General features: G+C 49.3%; 14 protein-coding genes and 2 pseudogenes. 11 read left to right on the plus strand and 5 right to left on the minus strand.

All coding sequences use genetic code 11. The annotated features are described in order from the left end of the window. Positions 1–14 precede the first annotated feature (14 nt). Together glnS and HV127_RS15960 are read left to right on the plus strand one after the other, a co-directional pair. Positions 15–1,682: a glutamine--tRNA ligase gene (gene glnS, locus HV127_RS15955; RefSeq protein WP_182237204.1), complete on the plus strand. Its 1,668-nt coding sequence runs from the start codon at positions 15–17 to the stop codon at positions 1,680–1,682. Between the two features lie 439 nt (positions 1,683–2,121). Then, positions 2,122–2,934: pseudogene (locus tag HV127_RS15960) on the plus strand (OprD family outer membrane porin); the annotation flags it as partial. A gap of 146 nt (positions 2,935–3,080) precedes the next feature. Here HV127_RS15960 and HV127_RS15965 read toward each other — a convergent pair. After that, entirely contained in the window at positions 3,081–4,061 is a 981-nt protein-coding gene (locus HV127_RS15965) for an IS5-like element IS5 family transposase (RefSeq protein ID WP_042934497.1), read from the minus strand. Between the two features lie 52 nt (positions 4,062–4,113). On the opposite strand from HV127_RS15965, the pseudogene HV127_RS15970 reads away from it, so the two are divergent. Both HV127_RS15970 and chiQ read left to right on the plus strand, forming a co-directional pair. After that, positions 4,114–4,779: pseudogene (locus HV127_RS15970) on the plus strand (OprD family outer membrane porin); the annotation flags it as partial. Positions 4,780–4,826: 47 nt separating this feature from the next. Beyond that, positions 4,827–5,159 (plus strand): ChiQ/YbfN family lipoprotein, encoded by a 333-nt coding sequence (gene chiQ / locus HV127_RS15975; RefSeq protein ID WP_181483034.1) that lies wholly within the window; start codon positions 4,827–4,829, stop codon positions 5,157–5,159. A 70-nt stretch (positions 5,160–5,229) separates the two neighbouring features. Here chiQ and fur read toward each other — a convergent pair whose 3' ends face one another. The 4 genes from fur to ybfF form a co-directional block, all read right to left on the minus strand. Continuing rightward, positions 5,230–5,682 carry a ferric iron uptake transcriptional regulator gene (fur, locus tag HV127_RS15980; RefSeq protein ID WP_004885952.1) on the minus strand — a complete coding sequence of 151 codons (453 nt, stop codon included), beginning with the start codon at positions 5,680–5,682 and terminating at the stop codon, positions 5,230–5,232. 291 nt (positions 5,683–5,973) lie between these two features. Continuing rightward, positions 5,974–6,504 (minus strand): flavodoxin FldA, encoded by a 531-nt coding sequence (gene fldA, locus HV127_RS15985; RefSeq protein WP_167492801.1) that lies wholly within the window; start codon positions 6,502–6,504, stop codon positions 5,974–5,976. Positions 6,505–6,654: 150 nt separating this feature from the next. After that, entirely contained in the window at positions 6,655–6,948 is a 294-nt protein-coding gene (ybfE, locus tag HV127_RS15990) for a LexA regulated protein (RefSeq protein WP_110273365.1), read from the minus strand. Between the two features lie 133 nt (positions 6,949–7,081). Next, positions 7,082–7,855 (minus strand): esterase, encoded by a 774-nt coding sequence (ybfF, locus tag HV127_RS15995; protein WP_181483033.1) that lies wholly within the window; start codon positions 7,853–7,855, stop codon positions 7,082–7,084. Positions 7,856–8,038: 183 nt separating this feature from the next. On the opposite strand from ybfF, the gene seqA reads away from it, so the two are divergent. From seqA to HV127_RS16030, 7 genes are all read left to right on the plus strand, one after another. Continuing rightward, positions 8,039–8,587: a replication initiation negative regulator SeqA gene (gene seqA / locus HV127_RS16000; protein ID WP_181483032.1), complete on the plus strand. Its 549-nt coding sequence runs from the start codon at positions 8,039–8,041 to the stop codon at positions 8,585–8,587. 32 nt (positions 8,588–8,619) lie between these two features. Beyond that, positions 8,620–10,260, plus strand: coding sequence for a phosphoglucomutase (alpha-D-glucose-1,6-bisphosphate-dependent) (gene pgm, locus HV127_RS16005; protein ID WP_182237206.1), 1,641 nt, complete (start codon positions 8,620–8,622; stop codon positions 10,258–10,260). 57 nt (positions 10,261–10,317) lie between these two features. Continuing rightward, the gene (locus HV127_RS16010; RefSeq protein WP_182237208.1) at positions 10,318–10,737 is read left to right on the plus strand and encodes an arginine:ornithine antiporter; all 420 of its coding nucleotides are present in this window, start codon (positions 10,318–10,320) and stop codon (positions 10,735–10,737) included. A gap of 333 nt (positions 10,738–11,070) precedes the next feature. Beyond that, the gene (locus HV127_RS16015) at positions 11,071–11,868 is read left to right on the plus strand and encodes a DeoR/GlpR family DNA-binding transcription regulator (protein ID WP_182237210.1); all 798 of its coding nucleotides are present in this window, start codon (positions 11,071–11,073) and stop codon (positions 11,866–11,868) included. Positions 11,869–11,984: 116 nt separating this feature from the next. Next, positions 11,985–13,058 (plus strand): alcohol dehydrogenase catalytic domain-containing protein, encoded by a 1,074-nt coding sequence (locus HV127_RS16020; RefSeq protein ID WP_182237212.1) that lies wholly within the window; start codon positions 11,985–11,987, stop codon positions 13,056–13,058. 406 nt (positions 13,059–13,464) lie between these two features. After that, positions 13,465–14,331 (plus strand): ABC transporter substrate-binding protein, encoded by an 867-nt coding sequence (locus HV127_RS16025; protein WP_228727529.1) that lies wholly within the window; start codon positions 13,465–13,467, stop codon positions 14,329–14,331. Between the two features lie 105 nt (positions 14,332–14,436). Beyond that, on the plus strand, positions 14,437–15,921 hold the full coding sequence (locus HV127_RS16030) for a sugar ABC transporter ATP-binding protein (RefSeq protein ID WP_182237216.1): 1,485 nt from the start codon (positions 14,437–14,439) through the stop codon (positions 15,919–15,921). Positions 15,922–15,929: the final 8 nt, after the last annotated feature.

Raw genomic sequence — 15,929 nt, forward strand, 5'->3', positions numbered from 1 at the left:
TTGAGGAACCCGCGATGAGTGAGGCAGAAGCCCGCCCGACTAACTTTATTCGTCAGATAATCGATGAAGATCTGGCTACTGGTAAGCACACCACTGTTCATACCCGTTTTCCACCGGAACCGAATGGTTATCTGCACATTGGCCATGCGAAGTCTATTTGTCTGAACTTTGGTATCGCCCAGGATTACCAGGGTCAATGCAACCTGCGTTTCGATGACACCAACCCGGTGAAGGAAGATATCGAGTACGTTGAGTCGATTAAAAACGACGTGCAGTGGTTAGGTTTCCACTGGTCCGGGGACGTTTGCTACTCGTCTGACTATTTCGATCAGCTGCATCAGTATGCGGTTGAGCTGATCAACAAAGGCCTTGCCTATGTTGATGAACTGTCGGCGGAAGAGATTCGCGAATATCGCGGCACGCTGAAAGCGCCGGGTAAAAACAGCCCGTATCGCGATCGCAGCGTAGAAGAGAACCTGGCGCTGTTTGAAAAAATGCGTACCGGCGGTTTTGAAGAAGGTAAAGCCTGCCTGCGTGCAAAAATTGATATGGCTTCTCCGTTTATCGTCATGCGCGATCCGGTGCTGTACCGCATTAAGTTTGCCGATCACCATCAGACCGGAAGCAAGTGGTGCATCTATCCGATGTACGACTTTACCCACTGCATCAGTGATGCGCTGGAAGGGATTACTCATTCCCTGTGCACCCTTGAGTTCCAGGATAACCGCCGTCTGTACGATTGGGTGCTGGATAACATCAGCATCCCCGTGCATCCGCGTCAGTATGAATTCTCGCGTCTTAACCTCGAATACACCGTGATGTCCAAGCGCAAGCTGAATCAGCTGGTGACCGAGAAGCACGTTGAAGGTTGGGATGACCCGCGTATGCCGACGATCTCCGGTCTGCGTCGTCGCGGTTATACCGCTGAATCCATCCGTGAGTTCTGCAAACGCATCGGCGTGACCAAACAAGACAACACCATTGAAATCGCTTCGCTGGAATCCTGCATTCGTGAGGATTTGAACGAAAACGCTCCGCGCGCGATGGCCGTTATCGACCCGGTTAAATTGGTTATCGAAAACTATCCGCAGAGCGGCAGCGAAATGGTAACGATGCCGAATCATCCGAGCAAACCGGAGATGGGTAGCCGTGAAGTGCCATTTAGCGCCGAAATTTGGATCGATCGCGCGGATTTCCGTGAAGAGGCGAACAAGCAGTACAAGCGTCTGGTGCTGGGCAAAGAAGTCCGTCTGCGTAATGCTTACGTTATCAAAGCCGAGCGCGTAGAGAAGGACGTGGAAGGTAATATCACTACTATTTTCTGTACCTACGATGCTGACACCCTGAGCAAAGATCCGGCCGATGGTCGCAAGGTTAAGGGCGTGATTCACTGGGTGAGCGCAGCACATGCGCTGCCGGTAGAGATTCGTCTCTACGATCGTCTGTTCAGCGTGCCAAATCCCGGTGCTGCTGATGATTTCCTGTCGGTCATGAACCCGGAATCGCTGATTATCAAGCAGGGTTTTGCTGAACCAAGCCTGGCGCAGGCGCAGCCTGAAAAAGCATACCAGTTTGAGCGAGAAGGTTACTTCTGCCTCGACAGCCGCTATGCAACCGCAACCAATTTGGTATTTAACCGTACCGTTGGTCTGCGTGACACCTGGGCGAAAGTCGGCGCGTAGTTATCCGCCATTAATGAGAACGCCGCAAACAGCGGCGTTTTTTTTTATTTCAGAATCAGGGGATTAAATTGTCATATTTTCGCGATGCGAATTAATCTTGTTTACAGATTGTAAAAATTACGACTGTTTATCCCTTCGGTCATCCACTATAAAAACATCTAATCGCTTTCATTACGCCTGTTTTTTCTGATATAGCAAGCACTTCCACGTCAAATGCATGACTTCTACGACTGAAACAAAAAGACATAGATTATGTGCGCTTTGTCATAATCTTCATCTTTGGTCACCGAAAGAGATTGATAATTCGCGTCACGAAAAATAGTCTATACCCAGTGGTTATGCGGATTTTACCGCTCCACTTTTTAAGCAGTTTTATTTTATTTTTTTCGCTAGTTGCCCTTGGTAGCTGCGTTTTTAAAAAGTCAAAGAGGATATGCATATGCGTACGTTTAGTGGCAAACGTAGTACGCTGGCGCTGGCTATCGCCGGTGTGACAGCACTGTCAGGTTTTGCAATGGTACCGGATGCGAAAGCAGAAGGGTTCATTGATGATTCAACGTTAACCGGCGGCATCTATTACTGGCAGCGTGAGCGTGACCGTAAAGATCTGAATCCAACGGTAGATCGAGTTGCCCCGGATGGCACTAAGTATAAGGAAAAAAACCCGAACTATAAGTCTTATCAGACGAACCTTTCTCATTCCACCTGGAACGCCAACCTGGATTTCCAGTCTGGTTATGCTGCCGACATGTTCGGTATTGATATCGCCGCCTTTACCGCCATCGAAATGGGCGAAAGCGGTGACAGCGGCCACCCGAACGAAATCGCTTTCTCCTCGCGCAATAAAACTTATGATGAAGACTATTCCGGTGATAAGAGCGGGATCAGTCTGTACAAAGCAGCCGCCAAATTTAAATTTGGCCCGGCATGGGCACGTGCAGGCTATATCCAGCCTACCGGTCAAACATTGCTGGCTCCGCACTGGAGCTTTATGCCGGGTACTTACCAGGGTGCTGAAGCCGGTGCCAACTTTGATTATGGTGATACGGGCGCGCTGAGTTTCTCCTATATGTGGACAAACGAATATAAAGCACCGTGGCACATCGAAATGGACGAGTTCTACCAGAACGATAAGAAAACCAAGGTTGATTATCTCCACTCTCTCGGCGCCAAGTATGATTTTAAAAATGACCTCGTGCTGGAAGCCGCATTTGGCCAGGCACAGGGTTACATCGACCAGTATTTCGCTAAGGGAAGGTGCGAATAAGCGGGGAAATTCTTCTCGGCTGACTCAGTCATTTCATTTCTTCATGTTTGAGCCGATTTTTTCTCCCGTAAATGCCTTGAATCAGCCTATTTAGACCGTTTCTTCGCCATTTAAGGCGTTATCCCCAGTTTTTAGTGAGATCTCTCCCACTGACGTATCATTTGGTCCGCCCGAAACAGGTTGGCCAGCGTGAATAACATCGCCAGTTGGTTATCGTTTTTCAGCAACCCCTTGTATCTGGCTTTCACGAAGCCGAACTGTCGCTTGATGATGCGAAATGGGTGCTCCACCTTGGCCCGGATGCTGGCTTTCATGTATTCGATGTTGATGGCCGTTTTGTTCTTGCGTGGATGCTGTTTCAAGGTTCTTACCTTGCCGGGGCGCTCGGCGATCAGCCAGTCCACATCCACCTCGGCCAGCTCCTCGCGCTGTGGCGCCCCTTGGTAGCCGGCATCGGCTGAGACAAATTGCTCCTCTCCATGCAGCAGATTACCCAGCTGATTGAGGTCATGCTCGTTGGCCGCGGTGGTGACTAGGCTGTGGGTCAGGCCACTCTTGGCATCGACACCAATGTGGGCCTTCATGCCAAAGTGCCACTGATTGCCTTTCTTGGTCTGATGCATCTCCGGATCGCGTTGCTGCTCTTTGTTCTTGGTCGAGCTGGGTGCCTCAATGATGGTGGCATCGACCAAGGTGCCTTGAGTCATCATGACGCCTGCTTCGGCCAGCCAGCGATTGATGGTCTTGAACAATTGGCGGGCCAGTTGATGCTGCTCCAGCAGGTGGCGGAAATTCATGATGGTGGTGCGGTCAGGCAAGGCGCTATCCAGGGATAACCGGGCAAACCGACGCATGGAGGCGATTTCGTACAGAGCATCTTCCATCGCGCCATCGCTCAGGTTGTACCAATGCTGCATGCAGTGAATGCGTAGCATGGTTTCCAGCGGATAAGGTCGCCGGCCATTACCAGCCTTGGGGTAAAACGGCTCGATGACTTCCACCATGTTTTGCCATGGCAGAATCTGCTCCATACGGGACAAGAAAATCTCTTTTCTGGTCTGACGGCGCTTACTGCTGAATTCACTGTCGGCGAAGGTAAGTTGATGACTCATGATGAACCCTGTTCCATGGCTCCAGATGACAAACATGATCTCATATCAGGGACTTGTTCGCACCTTCCCTAAGGCCAGCTACAAATTTGATATCGCAGGCACGCCGCTAAACACCAGCTACCAGTTCTACGGTACTCGCGATAAAGTCAGTAACGGCGGGGCGAACGATATTTATGATGGTACCGCCTGGCTGCAGGCATTGACCTTTGGCTATAAAGTTGCCGATGTTCTCGACCTGCGCCTGGAAGGAACCTGGGTTAAAGCCGATGGTCAGCAGGGCTACTTCCTGCAACGTATGACGCCGACTTACGCCTCATCTAACGGTCGTCTCGATGTCTGGTGGGATAACCGCTCTGACTTCAACGCCAACGGTGAAAAAGCGGTGTTCTTCGGTGCGATGTATGACATGAAGAACTGGAATATGCCGGGTTGGGCCTTCGGCGCGTCCTACGTTTATGCATGGGATGCAAAACCAGGAAAAATGTCTTCTCCTGATGCTTACTACAACCCTGACAAACGTCTGGAAGAGTCAGCCTACAGCCTGGATGCGATGTACACCGTACAGGAAGGACGTGCGAAGGGTACGCTGTTTAAACTGCACTTTACTCAATACGACAACCACTCCGATATCCCAAGCTGGAGCGGCGGCTACGGCAACATCTTCCAGGATGAGCGCGACGTGAAGTTCATGGTTATTGCTCCATTTACCATTTTCTGATGCCAGTGCGGCGGGCATGAGCCTGCCGCAATTTCCCGAGGTCGATTATGAAGAAGCTATTGCTTGTCGCTATTATGGCGGCAGGTCTGGTTGCCTGCACGCAGTCGCCAGCGCCGAAAGAGGATTCAAAGTTAAAAGATGCCTACAGCGCCTGTATTAATACTGCTGAAGGTAACCCAGATAAAGTCGAAGCCTGCCAGAGCGTATTAGACGTTCTGAAGCAAGAGAAGCAGCATCAGCAGTTCGCCACCCAGGAAAGCGTGCGAGTACTGGATTACCAGCAATGTATCCAGGCGCGTAAAACCGGTAACGATCAGGCTGTACAGTCGCGCTGTGACCAGATTTGGAAAGAGATTCGTAGCAACAACACGAAACCCTGATTTTTACTTTTCGTAGCCATAAAAAAAGCCAACCATCAGGTTGGCTTTTTGCTGCTTACGCAACGGGGAATTACTTTTCCACCGCGTCGTGGGCATGTTCATCTTCGCGGCAATCGCCTTCTGCACAGTGACCGTACAGGTACAGGCTGTGGTTGGTGAGGCGAATACCGTGTCGGGAGGCAATCTCACGCTGACGAGCTTCAATTGAGTCATCGCTAAATTCGATCACTTTGCCGCAATCGAGGCAAATCAGGTGATCATGATGATGCTGCTGCGTCAGTTCGAAAACGGATTTACCACCTTCGAAATTATGACGAGTGACGATGCCGGCGTCGTCGAACTGGTTCAGTACGCGGTAGACGGTGGCCAGGCCAATCTCTTCACCCATATCAATCAGGCGTTTATATAAGTCTTCCGCACTGACATGATGGTTATCCGGTTCCTGCAGGACTTCCAGGATTTTTAATCGCGGAAGTGTTACTTTCAGGCCAGCCTTCTTTAATGCGGTATTGTTGTCAGTCATGCGGAATCTGTCCTGTTGCTAAACGATCTACTTCCATCAGCGGAAGTAATACAGAGAATCACCCGATGTAATGCGTCTCATTATAGAACTGCCATGGTGAAATGAAAACTGCAAGCATCGGGCCTTGTATGCTGTCAAAAACGAGGCACTGGCTACAAAGTGCTTCACGTGACCTCGTTAAATCAGAGGACATTGTACAGATATGTGATTAAAAGTTAAAAACTTGTAGCTATAACTTTGATTGCTTTTATCTATTAATTCGGCGAAATCTGACGATAACGCCGTTTAGACTCAGGCATTCTTGATTTCTTCGAGGTGCAGCTCTTCAGAAATCTGTTTTACCCATTTTTCCACGCGTTCGTTAGTCAGTTCTGGCTGACGGTCTTCGTCGATGGCCAGACCCACGAAGTGGTCATCATCTGCCAGACCTTTAGATGCTTCGAAATGATATCCAGCAGTCGGCCAGTGACCAACGATAGTGGCGCCGCGCGGTTCAATGATGTCGCGAATGGTACCCAGCGCATCACAGAAGTACTCAGCGTAGTCTTCCTGATCGCCGCAGCCAAACAGCGCGACCAGTTTGCCGTTGAAATCGACTTCTTCCAGCGTCGGGAAGAAATCATCCCAGTCACACTGTGCTTCACCGTAGTACCAGGTTGGGATGCCGAGCAGCAGAATATCGTGAGCTTGCAGATCTTCTTTGCTGCTCTTGGCAATGTCGCGAACATCAGCAACATCTTTACCAAGCTGCTTTTGAATCATTTTTGCAATATTTTCGGTGTTGCCGGTGTCGCTGCCAAAAAAGATGCCGATGATTGCCATGAGTAAAATAACCTCTTGAAACTTAATGATGTGGTAGGGACTTAAATGCCCACAGATAGGGGCAATGATAGCAGAACTGAGAAGGGCGCGGAAACAGCAATCACGCCCGACTGCACACTCTGCTACATGAAAGCTTATTTTTTGAGGGTTTTAGGCTTTATCCTGGCTGCGCAGGGCCGCCAGTTGGTTCATCAGCATCTCTTCAATAAGATCGCTGCGGTTCATGTTGCGGGCTTCGGCCAGCTCATTGAGCGCATCAACCGCATCGGCATTGAGCTTCAGCTCAACGCGCTTCAAACCGCGAACTTTATCGCGCTTGAGCTGATTGCGTTTATTGATACGCAGCTGTTCGTCGCGTGAAAGCGGATTGGTTTTCGGTCTACCCGGCCGACGCTCGGTTGCGAACAAATCTAATGTCGTACGGTCCGTTTGTTCTTTTGCCATGATTCAGAGTGACTTCGGGGGAAACAAGCTGTCGGGCATAGCCGACGCAGATAGCCCGCCATAATACATCAGGCGAGGGGCTGCGCCAACGACCGCGGGCATTCTGCCGCGCGGTCGGGCAGATTTTAGCCAGTTACGCGGCTATGGAGGTCAAATAACGGCGTATTGCCCGTAAAACGGCCTCTGGTTTTTCTGCATGTACCCAATGTCCGGCTCCGGCAATCACATGGGCCCGTGCCTGGGGGAATTGAGCCAGCAGAGCCTCACGGTAGGCATCGGTTACGTAGGGTGAGTTACCGCCGGGGATAAACTGCGCCGGATGCGGCCAGGCGGGGATGGTTTGCCAGCCGACGATATTGTCATATTGCTCCCACAATACCGGCACGTTAAACCGCCACTGACCGTCCACAAAGGATTTCAGCAGGAACTGAATGACGCCTTCTTCATGAAGGTGTTCGCGCATAACCGTCGCTGCCTGCTGGCGAGTGGCCGCGTGGGCGTCGGTCACGGCATTGATGGCGGCGAAGATTTCATCATGGCGACGAACGTGATAATCCACAGGGGCAATATCTATCGCAACCAGGCCCGCAATGCGCTCCGGGGCCAGCGCGCTCAGCGCCATGACCGCCTTGCCGCCCATTGAGTGACCAATAAAGGTCGCTTTTTCTATTTGGTATTCATTGAGAGTATCAATCAAATCCTGAGCCATCGCGGCATAGGTCATCTCTGGTGCGCGCGGGGAAAGACCGTGATTTCGCATATCGACCTGTAAAATATCGTAGTCAGCGACCAGATCGCGGGCGAGGATCCCAAGGTTATCCAGACTGCCAAAAAGGCCATGGACCAGGACGATAGGGGGATTATTGTGCGGATTCTGTGCAGATTGCGCTCGGCTATTTAATTTCATGGCAAAGTTCTTTTTTTCGCTCCGTCGGGTTAGGGTATTATGTTGGACATTCTGCCATCCGGCTGCAAGACCCGGAAGATTTCCGAGTTTTACCGCCATCCTGGTTTGACGCTATCCGCGGTTGGGATTTGTCCTTATAATCCCGACAACTTGTATTCAGAAAAGATATCGTACTGGATTAAGATGAAAACAATTGAAGTTGATGATGAACTCTATAGCTATATTGCCAGCCACACCAAGCATATTGGCGAGAGTGCATCCGACATTTTACGGCGCATGTTGAAGTTTTCCGCCGTTTCCCAGCCTGCCGCACCAGTAGCGAAAGTCGTTCCGGCTCCGGCGCCAACGCCTGTCGTTGAAGTGAAACCCGCCAATCCTCTGAAGGATAAAGTCCGCGCCATGCGCGAGCTGCTGCTATCTGATGAGTACGCCGAACAAAAACGCGCGGTAAACCGTTTCATGCTGGTTCTGACTACCCTCTACTCCTTAGACAGCAAAGGCTTTGCGGAGGCGACCGAGTCTCTGCATGGGCGCACTCGCGTCTATTTCGCTGAAGATGAGCGGACGCTACAGAAAAATGGTAATCAGACAAAACCTAAGCAGGTTCCGGGCACGCCGTGGTGGGTTATTACAAATACCAATACCGGCCGCAAATGCAGCATGATTGAACATATCATGCAGTCAATGCAGTTCCCTGCTGAATTGATCGAAAAGGTTTGCGGTACGATCTAGTCATTTAACTTTTGCACCAGAAGGATCAGGCAATGGCAATCGATAAGCGCGCAGGTCAACCTGCGCAACAGAGTGATTTGATTAACGTCGCCCAACTGACCGCCCAGTACTATGTGCTGAAGCCAGAAGTGGGCAATGCGGAACATGCTGTGAAGTTTGGCACCTCCGGCCACCGCGGCAGCGCGGCGCGCCACAACTTCAACGAGCAGCATATTCTGGCGATTGCCCAGGCAATTGCTGAAGACCGCGCAAAGAACGGGATCACCGGCCCATGCTACGTCGGGAAGGACACCCACGCGCTATCCGAACCTGCTTTCATTTCCGTATTGGAAGTGCTGGCGGCGAACGGTGTTGATGTCATCGTTCAGGAAAATAACGGTTTCACCCCGACGCCGGCGATTTCTAATGCGATTCTGGTGCACAACAAGAAAGGCGGCCCACAGGCTGACGGCATCGTCATTACTCCGTCCCATAACCCGCCGGAAGACGGTGGTATCAAGTACAATCTGCCGAACGGTGGCCCGGCTGATACCAACGTGACTAAAGTTGTTGAAAATCGCGCTAACGAACTGCTGGCTGCTGGCCTGCAAGGCGTGAAGCGTATTTCTCTTGATGCGGCGCTGGCTTCAGGGCATGTGAAAGAGCAGGATTTGGTGCAGCCGTTTATCGAAGGGCTGGCGGATATCGTCGATATGGCGGCTATCCAGAAAGCGGGCCTGACGCTGGGTGTTGATCCGCTTGGTGGCTCCGGTATTGAGTACTGGAAACGCATTGCTGAGTACTACAAGCTGAACCTGACTATCGTTAACGATAATGTCGATCAGACTTTCCGCTTTATGCACCTCGATAAAGACGGCGCGATCCGTATGGACTGCTCCTCCGAGTGCGCCATGGCGGGCCTGCTGGCGCTGCGCGACAAGTTCGACCTGGCCTTCGCTAACGACCCGGATTACGACCGTCACGGTATCGTGACGCCTGCCGGGTTAATGAACCCGAACCACTACCTGGCAGTGGCGATTAACTACCTGTTCCAGCATCGTCCGCAGTGGGGCAAAGATGTTGCTGTCGGTAAGACTCTGGTCTCCTCGGCAATGATCGATCGCGTAGTGAATGATTTGGGCCGCAAGCTGGTGGAAGTACCGGTTGGTTTTAAATGGTTCGTTGATGGTCTGTTTGACGGTAGCTTCGGCTTCGGCGGCGAAGAGAGCGCGGGCGCTTCGTTCCTGCGCTTCGACGGCACGCCGTGGTCTACCGACAAAGACGGCATCATCATGTGCCTGCTGGCGGCGGAAATCACCGCCGTAACCGGGAAAAATCCGCAGCAGCACTATGATGAACTGGCAGCACGCTTCGGCGCGCCAAGCTACAACCGTCTGCAGGCTTCTGCAACTTCTGCCCAGAAAGCAGCGTTGTCTAAGCTCTCTCCGGAAATGGTAAGCGCCAGCACGCTGGCAGGTGACCCGATCACCGCGCGCCTGACTGCGGCTCCGGGCAACGGTGCGGCAATTGGCGGTCTGAAGGTGATGACCGAGAACGGCTGGTTTGCCGCGCGTCCGTCAGGTACTGAAGACGCTTACAAAATCTACTGTGAAAGCTTCCTTGGCGCTGAGCATCGTCAGCAGATTGAGAAAGAAGCGGTGGAGATTGTCAGCGAAGTGCTGAAAAACGCGTAATTATTAGCCATGATAATCAGGCCCTTTTTAGGGCCTGTTTTTTTCGCAAGGAGTGCGATGAAACTGAAACGCAAAAAAGTCTTTTGGTTTTGGGCTGGGATGGATCTTTTTTATCTCATTGAGTTTGTCGGCTGGAATCTCTATCACCGGCGCGTACCGTTCTACGACGATATCCTCGCATATCTCCAACTTCTGCATACCTACGGCTCAGCCGCCGCGTGGCTGTTTCCGCTTAATTTCTTGTTGATAACCAGCATTCCCGTGTCGATGGTTCTTTTCTTGCGTCAGAGCCGTTATGCCCTGTGGCTGACGTGGGCGCAAACGCCATTGCGTCTGGTCTTTATGCTGCCGTCGCTTTCGCTGGTGTTATGGATGCTGCGTGAAATGGGGTTCAAGGGGATAGCGTTCTTTATCGGGCTCTTACTGCTCTCGGAAGCGGCGAAAGTGGTGACGCTGTGGCGCTGCCGTATGGTTTGACCACGAGGTTATTTGACCTGCTATTACGACAATACAGATTATGTGCATCCTGCGGTGACTGAATCGGGCACAAACGGGTATTATTTTTTTGACCGAGTTTGCCCATTCTATTGATTGACGTTGAGTGCCGGGGCATTAATGAAGTTATATTTTGCTACCTTTATCACAAAATCCCATCTTAAAAAATGCAACTTACTTTAAATGTATGACTGACTTCAAATTAAAAAAAGCTGAACGCTTGTTTTGATTTTGTATGATTTGAATCACTTAATGATATGGATGATTTTGTTACATTTATGTCATTAAATCCTGGATGCTTTCTTGAGAACTTATATGTTACAAGTTAAACGTCACTCATTAATTCTGGAATTTGTCGTTGAAAATGGTTGCGCTAGAGTCAATGAATTGTCGCGAATATTTGGTGTGTCTCCGGAAACTATTCGCCGAGATTTAACTGTGCTTGCCAAAAATAAAAAATTAGTCCGTAGCTTTGGCGGTGCGATGATTTCAGAAAATAATACATCATTTTTAGATGTGGATAATCCCACAAATAATGGGAATTTTGTCGATAAAGCTGAAGCATTTATTAAGCGAACAAAAGAGCAACCAGAGCGAAAAATGCGCATTGCCAAAAGCGCATTACAGTACATTCATGAGCATGAATGCATTATTATGGATAATAGTAGTTCATGCTGGTTTTTAGCACGGCAGTTGCCCGATATCGAACTGACGGTAATTACCAATTCATTAAATATTATTCAGACATTAGCCTGCCGAAAGAAAATAAGAATTGTCAGCGTGGGTGGTGAGTATTCTGAAAGACACGGCGATTTTCATGGGCCGGTAGCTGAATTTATTATAAATAACTTTAAGGTCAATAAACTGTTCTTTTCTTGCCAGGGCCTTGATTCTGGCCTGGAAATCAAAGATAGCAATGAAGTCAACGTGCGTCTGAAACAAGAAATGCTGAAAGTGGCCGACCAAAAAATTCTGATGGTCGATAGCAGTAAGTTTGAGCGCTATTCATTATATAAAATATGCGACCTCGCAGATATTGATGTTCTTATTACTAATAAGCTACCAAAGGATATCTATCGTCAGAAATGCCTTGAAATCGTAGAGACCAGTTAAACTCTCTACGTAATAATACATTTGCATCATCATCTCACGACTCTTGTGCCAGGTGGAGGATAATTGCGTCAGCAATACTATCCATCTTCATTACTTATCCGAAAATGAGGTTTACGATGGAACAATTACCTGAAGATATGAAAGCTGTTGTGTGCCATGGTCCCCAGGATTATCGCTTTGAAAAGATTACGCGCCCGGTAGCACAAGAAAAAGAAGTGGTTATTAAAGTTGATGGCTGTGGAATATGTGCTGGTGATTGCAAAGCCCAGGACGGCGCACCGATGTTTTGGGGTGAAAACCCGTGGGTGAAAACGCCAGTGGTGCCAGGACATGAATTCTATGGCCGGGTTGCTGAATTAGGCCCCGGCTCGGCAGAAAAATATAAATTAAAAATTGGCGATCGTATTCTGGCGGAGCAGATTGTACCTTGTCATGAATGTCGTTTCTGTAAAACCGGGAAATACTGGATGTGTGAAACCCATGATATTTATGGTTTTCAAAAGGATGTTGCCGATGGTGGTATGGCTGAATATATGCGCTTCTCCGAAAGAGCGATTATTCACAAAATTCCCGAGTCATTAAGCGAAGAAGATGCAGCGCTTATCGAACCGATGGCCTGTGCTATCCATACGGTACGCCGTGGGGATATCGATCTGGATGATGTTGTTGTTATCGCTGGTGCTGGCCCGCTGGGTCTGTGCATGGTACAGGTCGCGCATCTTAAGACGCCGAAAAAGCTGGTTGTGATCGACACCATGGAAGACCGTCTGGCGCTGGCGAAAGAGTTTGGGGCGGATGTGGTTATCAATGCGGCCAAAGAAGACGCCATTGCCATTGTTAAAGCCATGACTGAAGGCTACGGTTGTGACGTCTACATTGAAGCTACCGGCGCGCCGATTGGCGTTACTCAGGGACTGGAGATGATTCGTAAGCTAGGTCGTTTTGTCGAGTTCAGTGTGTTTGGTAAAGAAACCACCGCCGACTGGTCGATCATTGGCGACCGCAAAGAGCTGGATATTCGCGGTGCGCATCTTGGCCCGTACAGCTATGAAATCGCCATCGATCTCTTTGAGCGCGGCCTGCTGACTGCAAAAGGCGTTGTCACTCATTTCTATTCTATCGATGAGTGGAAAGCGGCGTTTGAAATGGCAAAATCGCTCGATTCTATCAAGGTCGTTATTAAGCCATAAAACGTAATTCTTAAATATACCCGTCATACTTCAAGTTGCATGTGTGTTGGCTGCGCTCGTTCACCCGAATCACTTACCATAGTAAGCTCATCGGGATTCACTCTCTTGCCGCCTTCCTGCAACTCAAATTATTTAGGGTATAGCACCATTTATTTTAATTATCATCCGCTTTGAAATGAATGGCGGCTAAATAAATACTGGATTTGTATCATGGTGATAACTGGGGTAAATATCGGTGGCCTGGTGAAGTCTACCGGTCATTAATTTATTGCTCAGGCTATCAGGCAACATTCGTACCATGAAAACGCTAAAGGATAATCTTTATCCTTTAGCGCATAACTCAAAAAGGAGATATTGAATGCCTGTAAAATTGAATACGAAAGCATTACTCTCAGGACTTCTGGCGATGAGTATGGTCGCCTGCGTTAATGCTAAGCCGCTAACTATCGGTATGTCGTTCCAGGAATTGAATAACGAATATTTTGTCACCATGAAAGAGTCGCTTGAACAGTCGGCAAAAGATATTAATGCCACTGTATATACTGCGGATGCTGCGCATGATGTCTCCAAGCAGATTAGCGACGTTGAGGATATGCTGCAGAAGAAAATTGATATTCTGCTGATCAACCCGGCTGACAGCGTAGGCGCGGAAACGGCGGTTCTGGCGGCGAAAAAAGCAGGTGTGGTGGTGGTAGCGATTGATGCTCAGGCAAACGGGCCTATTGACTCATTTGTCGGTTCCAAAAACTATGACGCGGGCTTTATTGCCGGTGAGCATTTAGCCAAAGCACTGGGTGATAAAGGCAATGTAGCGATTCTCGATGGTATTCCCGTGGTGCCTATTCTGGAACGCGTTCGTGGTTTTGAAGATGCGATGAAGAAGCATCCTAATATTAAAGTCATTACCAAACTGAACGGCAAGCAAGAACGCGATACCTCCATGAGCGTGACGGAAAATATGTTGCAATCCAATCCAACGCTCAACGGTATTTTCAGCGTTAATGACGTTGGCTCTCTTGGTGCGCTGGCGGCTATTCAGTCTTCCGGTCGTGATGTGAAATTAGTTAGCGTTGACGGTTCGCCGGAAGCGGTAGCTGAAATTGCCAAAGGCACTACACCATTTATTGCGACCGCCGCGCAGTTCCCGCGCGACCAGTTACGTATTGGTTTAGGTATTGCTCTGGCTAAACACTGGGGCGCGAATATTCCGAAAGAGATTCCTGTTGATGTGAAGCTTATTGATAAAACAAACGCCAAAGATTTCCATTGGTAAGAGCGTTATTACTCCATAACGGCTCGCGATTGAGTTCGTGGGCCGTCGTGGATTCTTATTAAAGTATGGCGCGATATATTATCGTGCCGTCATGGAGCGATGTTCATGCCCAGCTTACTGGAAGTCAAAAATGTCAGTAAAAGCTTCCCCGGAGTCAAGGCGCTCGATAATGTCAATATTACCCTTGGGCGAGGGGAGGTGCATGCTTTACTCGGTGAAAATGGCGCAGGTAAATCCACGTTGATGAAAATCCTCTGTGGGATATATCAACCGGATACTGGCAACATTTTTATTGATGGCAAGCAGCAGCATTTTCATAATTATCGCGATGCCATTCAGTGCGGTGTTGGGATTATTTTTCAGGAATTTTCTCTTATTCCCTATCTTAATGCCTATGAGAATATTTTTCTCAATCGCGAGAAAGTGAATCCATTTGGTTTATTAGACCGTAAAACCATGCGCCGCGAGGCACTCAGGATCTTTAAAGAGCTCGGCGTGACGCTGGATCCCGATGAGCAAATTTGCCATCTCAGCGTGGCTGAGCAGCAGTTCGTGGAAATTGCCAAAGCGCTCTCGCTGGATGCCCGTATTCTGATCCTCGATGAACCGACTGCCACCTTAACCCCAAGCGAAGCCGAACACCTTTTTCGCGTGATGCGCGATTTAAAAGCGAAAGGCGTGGGCATGTTCTTCATCTCTCACCATCTTGAGGAAATCTACGAGATTTGCGACAGCCTGAGCATCTTGCGTGATGGGAAATACATCGGTTCAGCGAAGGTTGATGATATCGATCTCGCGGAGATGATCCAGATGATGGTTGGCCGCGAGGTGGAGAATATTTATCCGGAGAGACGGATGCTGGAGAATCATGATCTTCTGCTGGACGCGGAAATTCAGCTTACCGAAAGCAGCAAAGTGAACCGATTAACGCTGCGCAAAGGCGAAATCTTAGGCCTCGCCGGGCTGGTGGGGTCAGGGCGTTCAGAAGCGATTCTGGCGCTGACCGGCGCGGACAAATGCTTTAAAAAACATGTCCGTCTGGCAGGGAAAGAGGTCTCGATAAAGTCCACCGATCAGGCTCTGCGCTTGGGCATTGGCCTATTGCCTGAAAGCCGTAAAACTCAGGGGCTGGTGCTAGGTTTTTCAGTTAAAGATAATATCTGGCTCAACAAGCATACTTGCCACTATTCGCTTATTCGCGATGGCGAAGAGCGTAAAACGGCTGAGCATTTAATTCGTCACGTTGGGGTAAAAACGCCGGATGCCTTTACCGCCGTCGGAACATTAAGCGGTGGTAATCAGCAGAAAGTCGTTATTTCCCGCTGGTTAAATCATGATGTCAATATTTTGATTTTTGATGAGCCAACTCGCGGTATTGATGTAGGGGCTAAATCTGAAATCTATCAAATTATGCGCAATCTTACCGAGCAAGGTATTTCGATAATTATGATTTCATCGGAGTTACCGGAAGTGATTGGCGTTAGCGACCGCGTCATGGTTTTCCGCGATGGCGATATCGTTGCCGAACTTGAAAATGAAAATATCAATTCCACGGTCATTATGCTGCATGCCGCCGGTAATATTATTTAGGGAGTCTT

It is taken from the genome of Klebsiella sp. RHBSTW-00215, from assembly GCF_014103785.1.
Lineage (GTDB): Bacteria > Pseudomonadota > Gammaproteobacteria > Enterobacterales > Enterobacteriaceae > Klebsiella.

Coding starts and splice junctions, on each gene's coding strand:
- glnS (WP_182237204.1), top strand. CDS start 15: ATGAGTGAGGCAGAAGCCCGCCCGACTAACTTTATTCGTCAGATAATC.
- HV127_RS15965 (WP_042934497.1), bottom strand. CDS start 4,061: ATGAGTCATCAACTTACCTTCGCCGACAGTGAATTCAGCAGTAAGCGC.
- chiQ (WP_181483034.1), top strand. CDS start 4,827: ATGAAGAAGCTATTGCTTGTCGCTATTATGGCGGCAGGTCTGGTTGCC.
- fur (WP_004885952.1), bottom strand. CDS start 5,682: ATGACTGACAACAATACCGCATTAAAGAAGGCTGGCCTGAAAGTAACA.
- fldA (WP_167492801.1), bottom strand. CDS start 6,504: ATGGCAATCATCGGCATCTTTTTTGGCAGCGACACCGGCAACACCGAA.
- ybfE (WP_110273365.1), bottom strand. CDS start 6,948: ATGGCAAAAGAACAAACGGACCGTACGACATTAGATTTGTTCGCAACC.
- ybfF (WP_181483033.1), bottom strand. CDS start 7,855: ATGAAATTAAATAGCCGAGCGCAATCTGCACAGAATCCGCACAATAAT.
- seqA (WP_181483032.1), top strand. CDS start 8,039: ATGAAAACAATTGAAGTTGATGATGAACTCTATAGCTATATTGCCAGC.
- pgm (WP_182237206.1), top strand. CDS start 8,620: ATGGCAATCGATAAGCGCGCAGGTCAACCTGCGCAACAGAGTGATTTG.
- HV127_RS16010 (WP_182237208.1), top strand. CDS start 10,318: ATGAAACTGAAACGCAAAAAAGTCTTTTGGTTTTGGGCTGGGATGGAT.
- HV127_RS16015 (WP_182237210.1), top strand. CDS start 11,071: ATGTTACAAGTTAAACGTCACTCATTAATTCTGGAATTTGTCGTTGAA.
- HV127_RS16020 (WP_182237212.1), top strand. CDS start 11,985: ATGGAACAATTACCTGAAGATATGAAAGCTGTTGTGTGCCATGGTCCC.
- HV127_RS16025 (WP_228727529.1), top strand. CDS start 13,465: ATGAGTATGGTCGCCTGCGTTAATGCTAAGCCGCTAACTATCGGTATG.
- HV127_RS16030 (WP_182237216.1), top strand. CDS start 14,437: ATGCCCAGCTTACTGGAAGTCAAAAATGTCAGTAAAAGCTTCCCCGGA.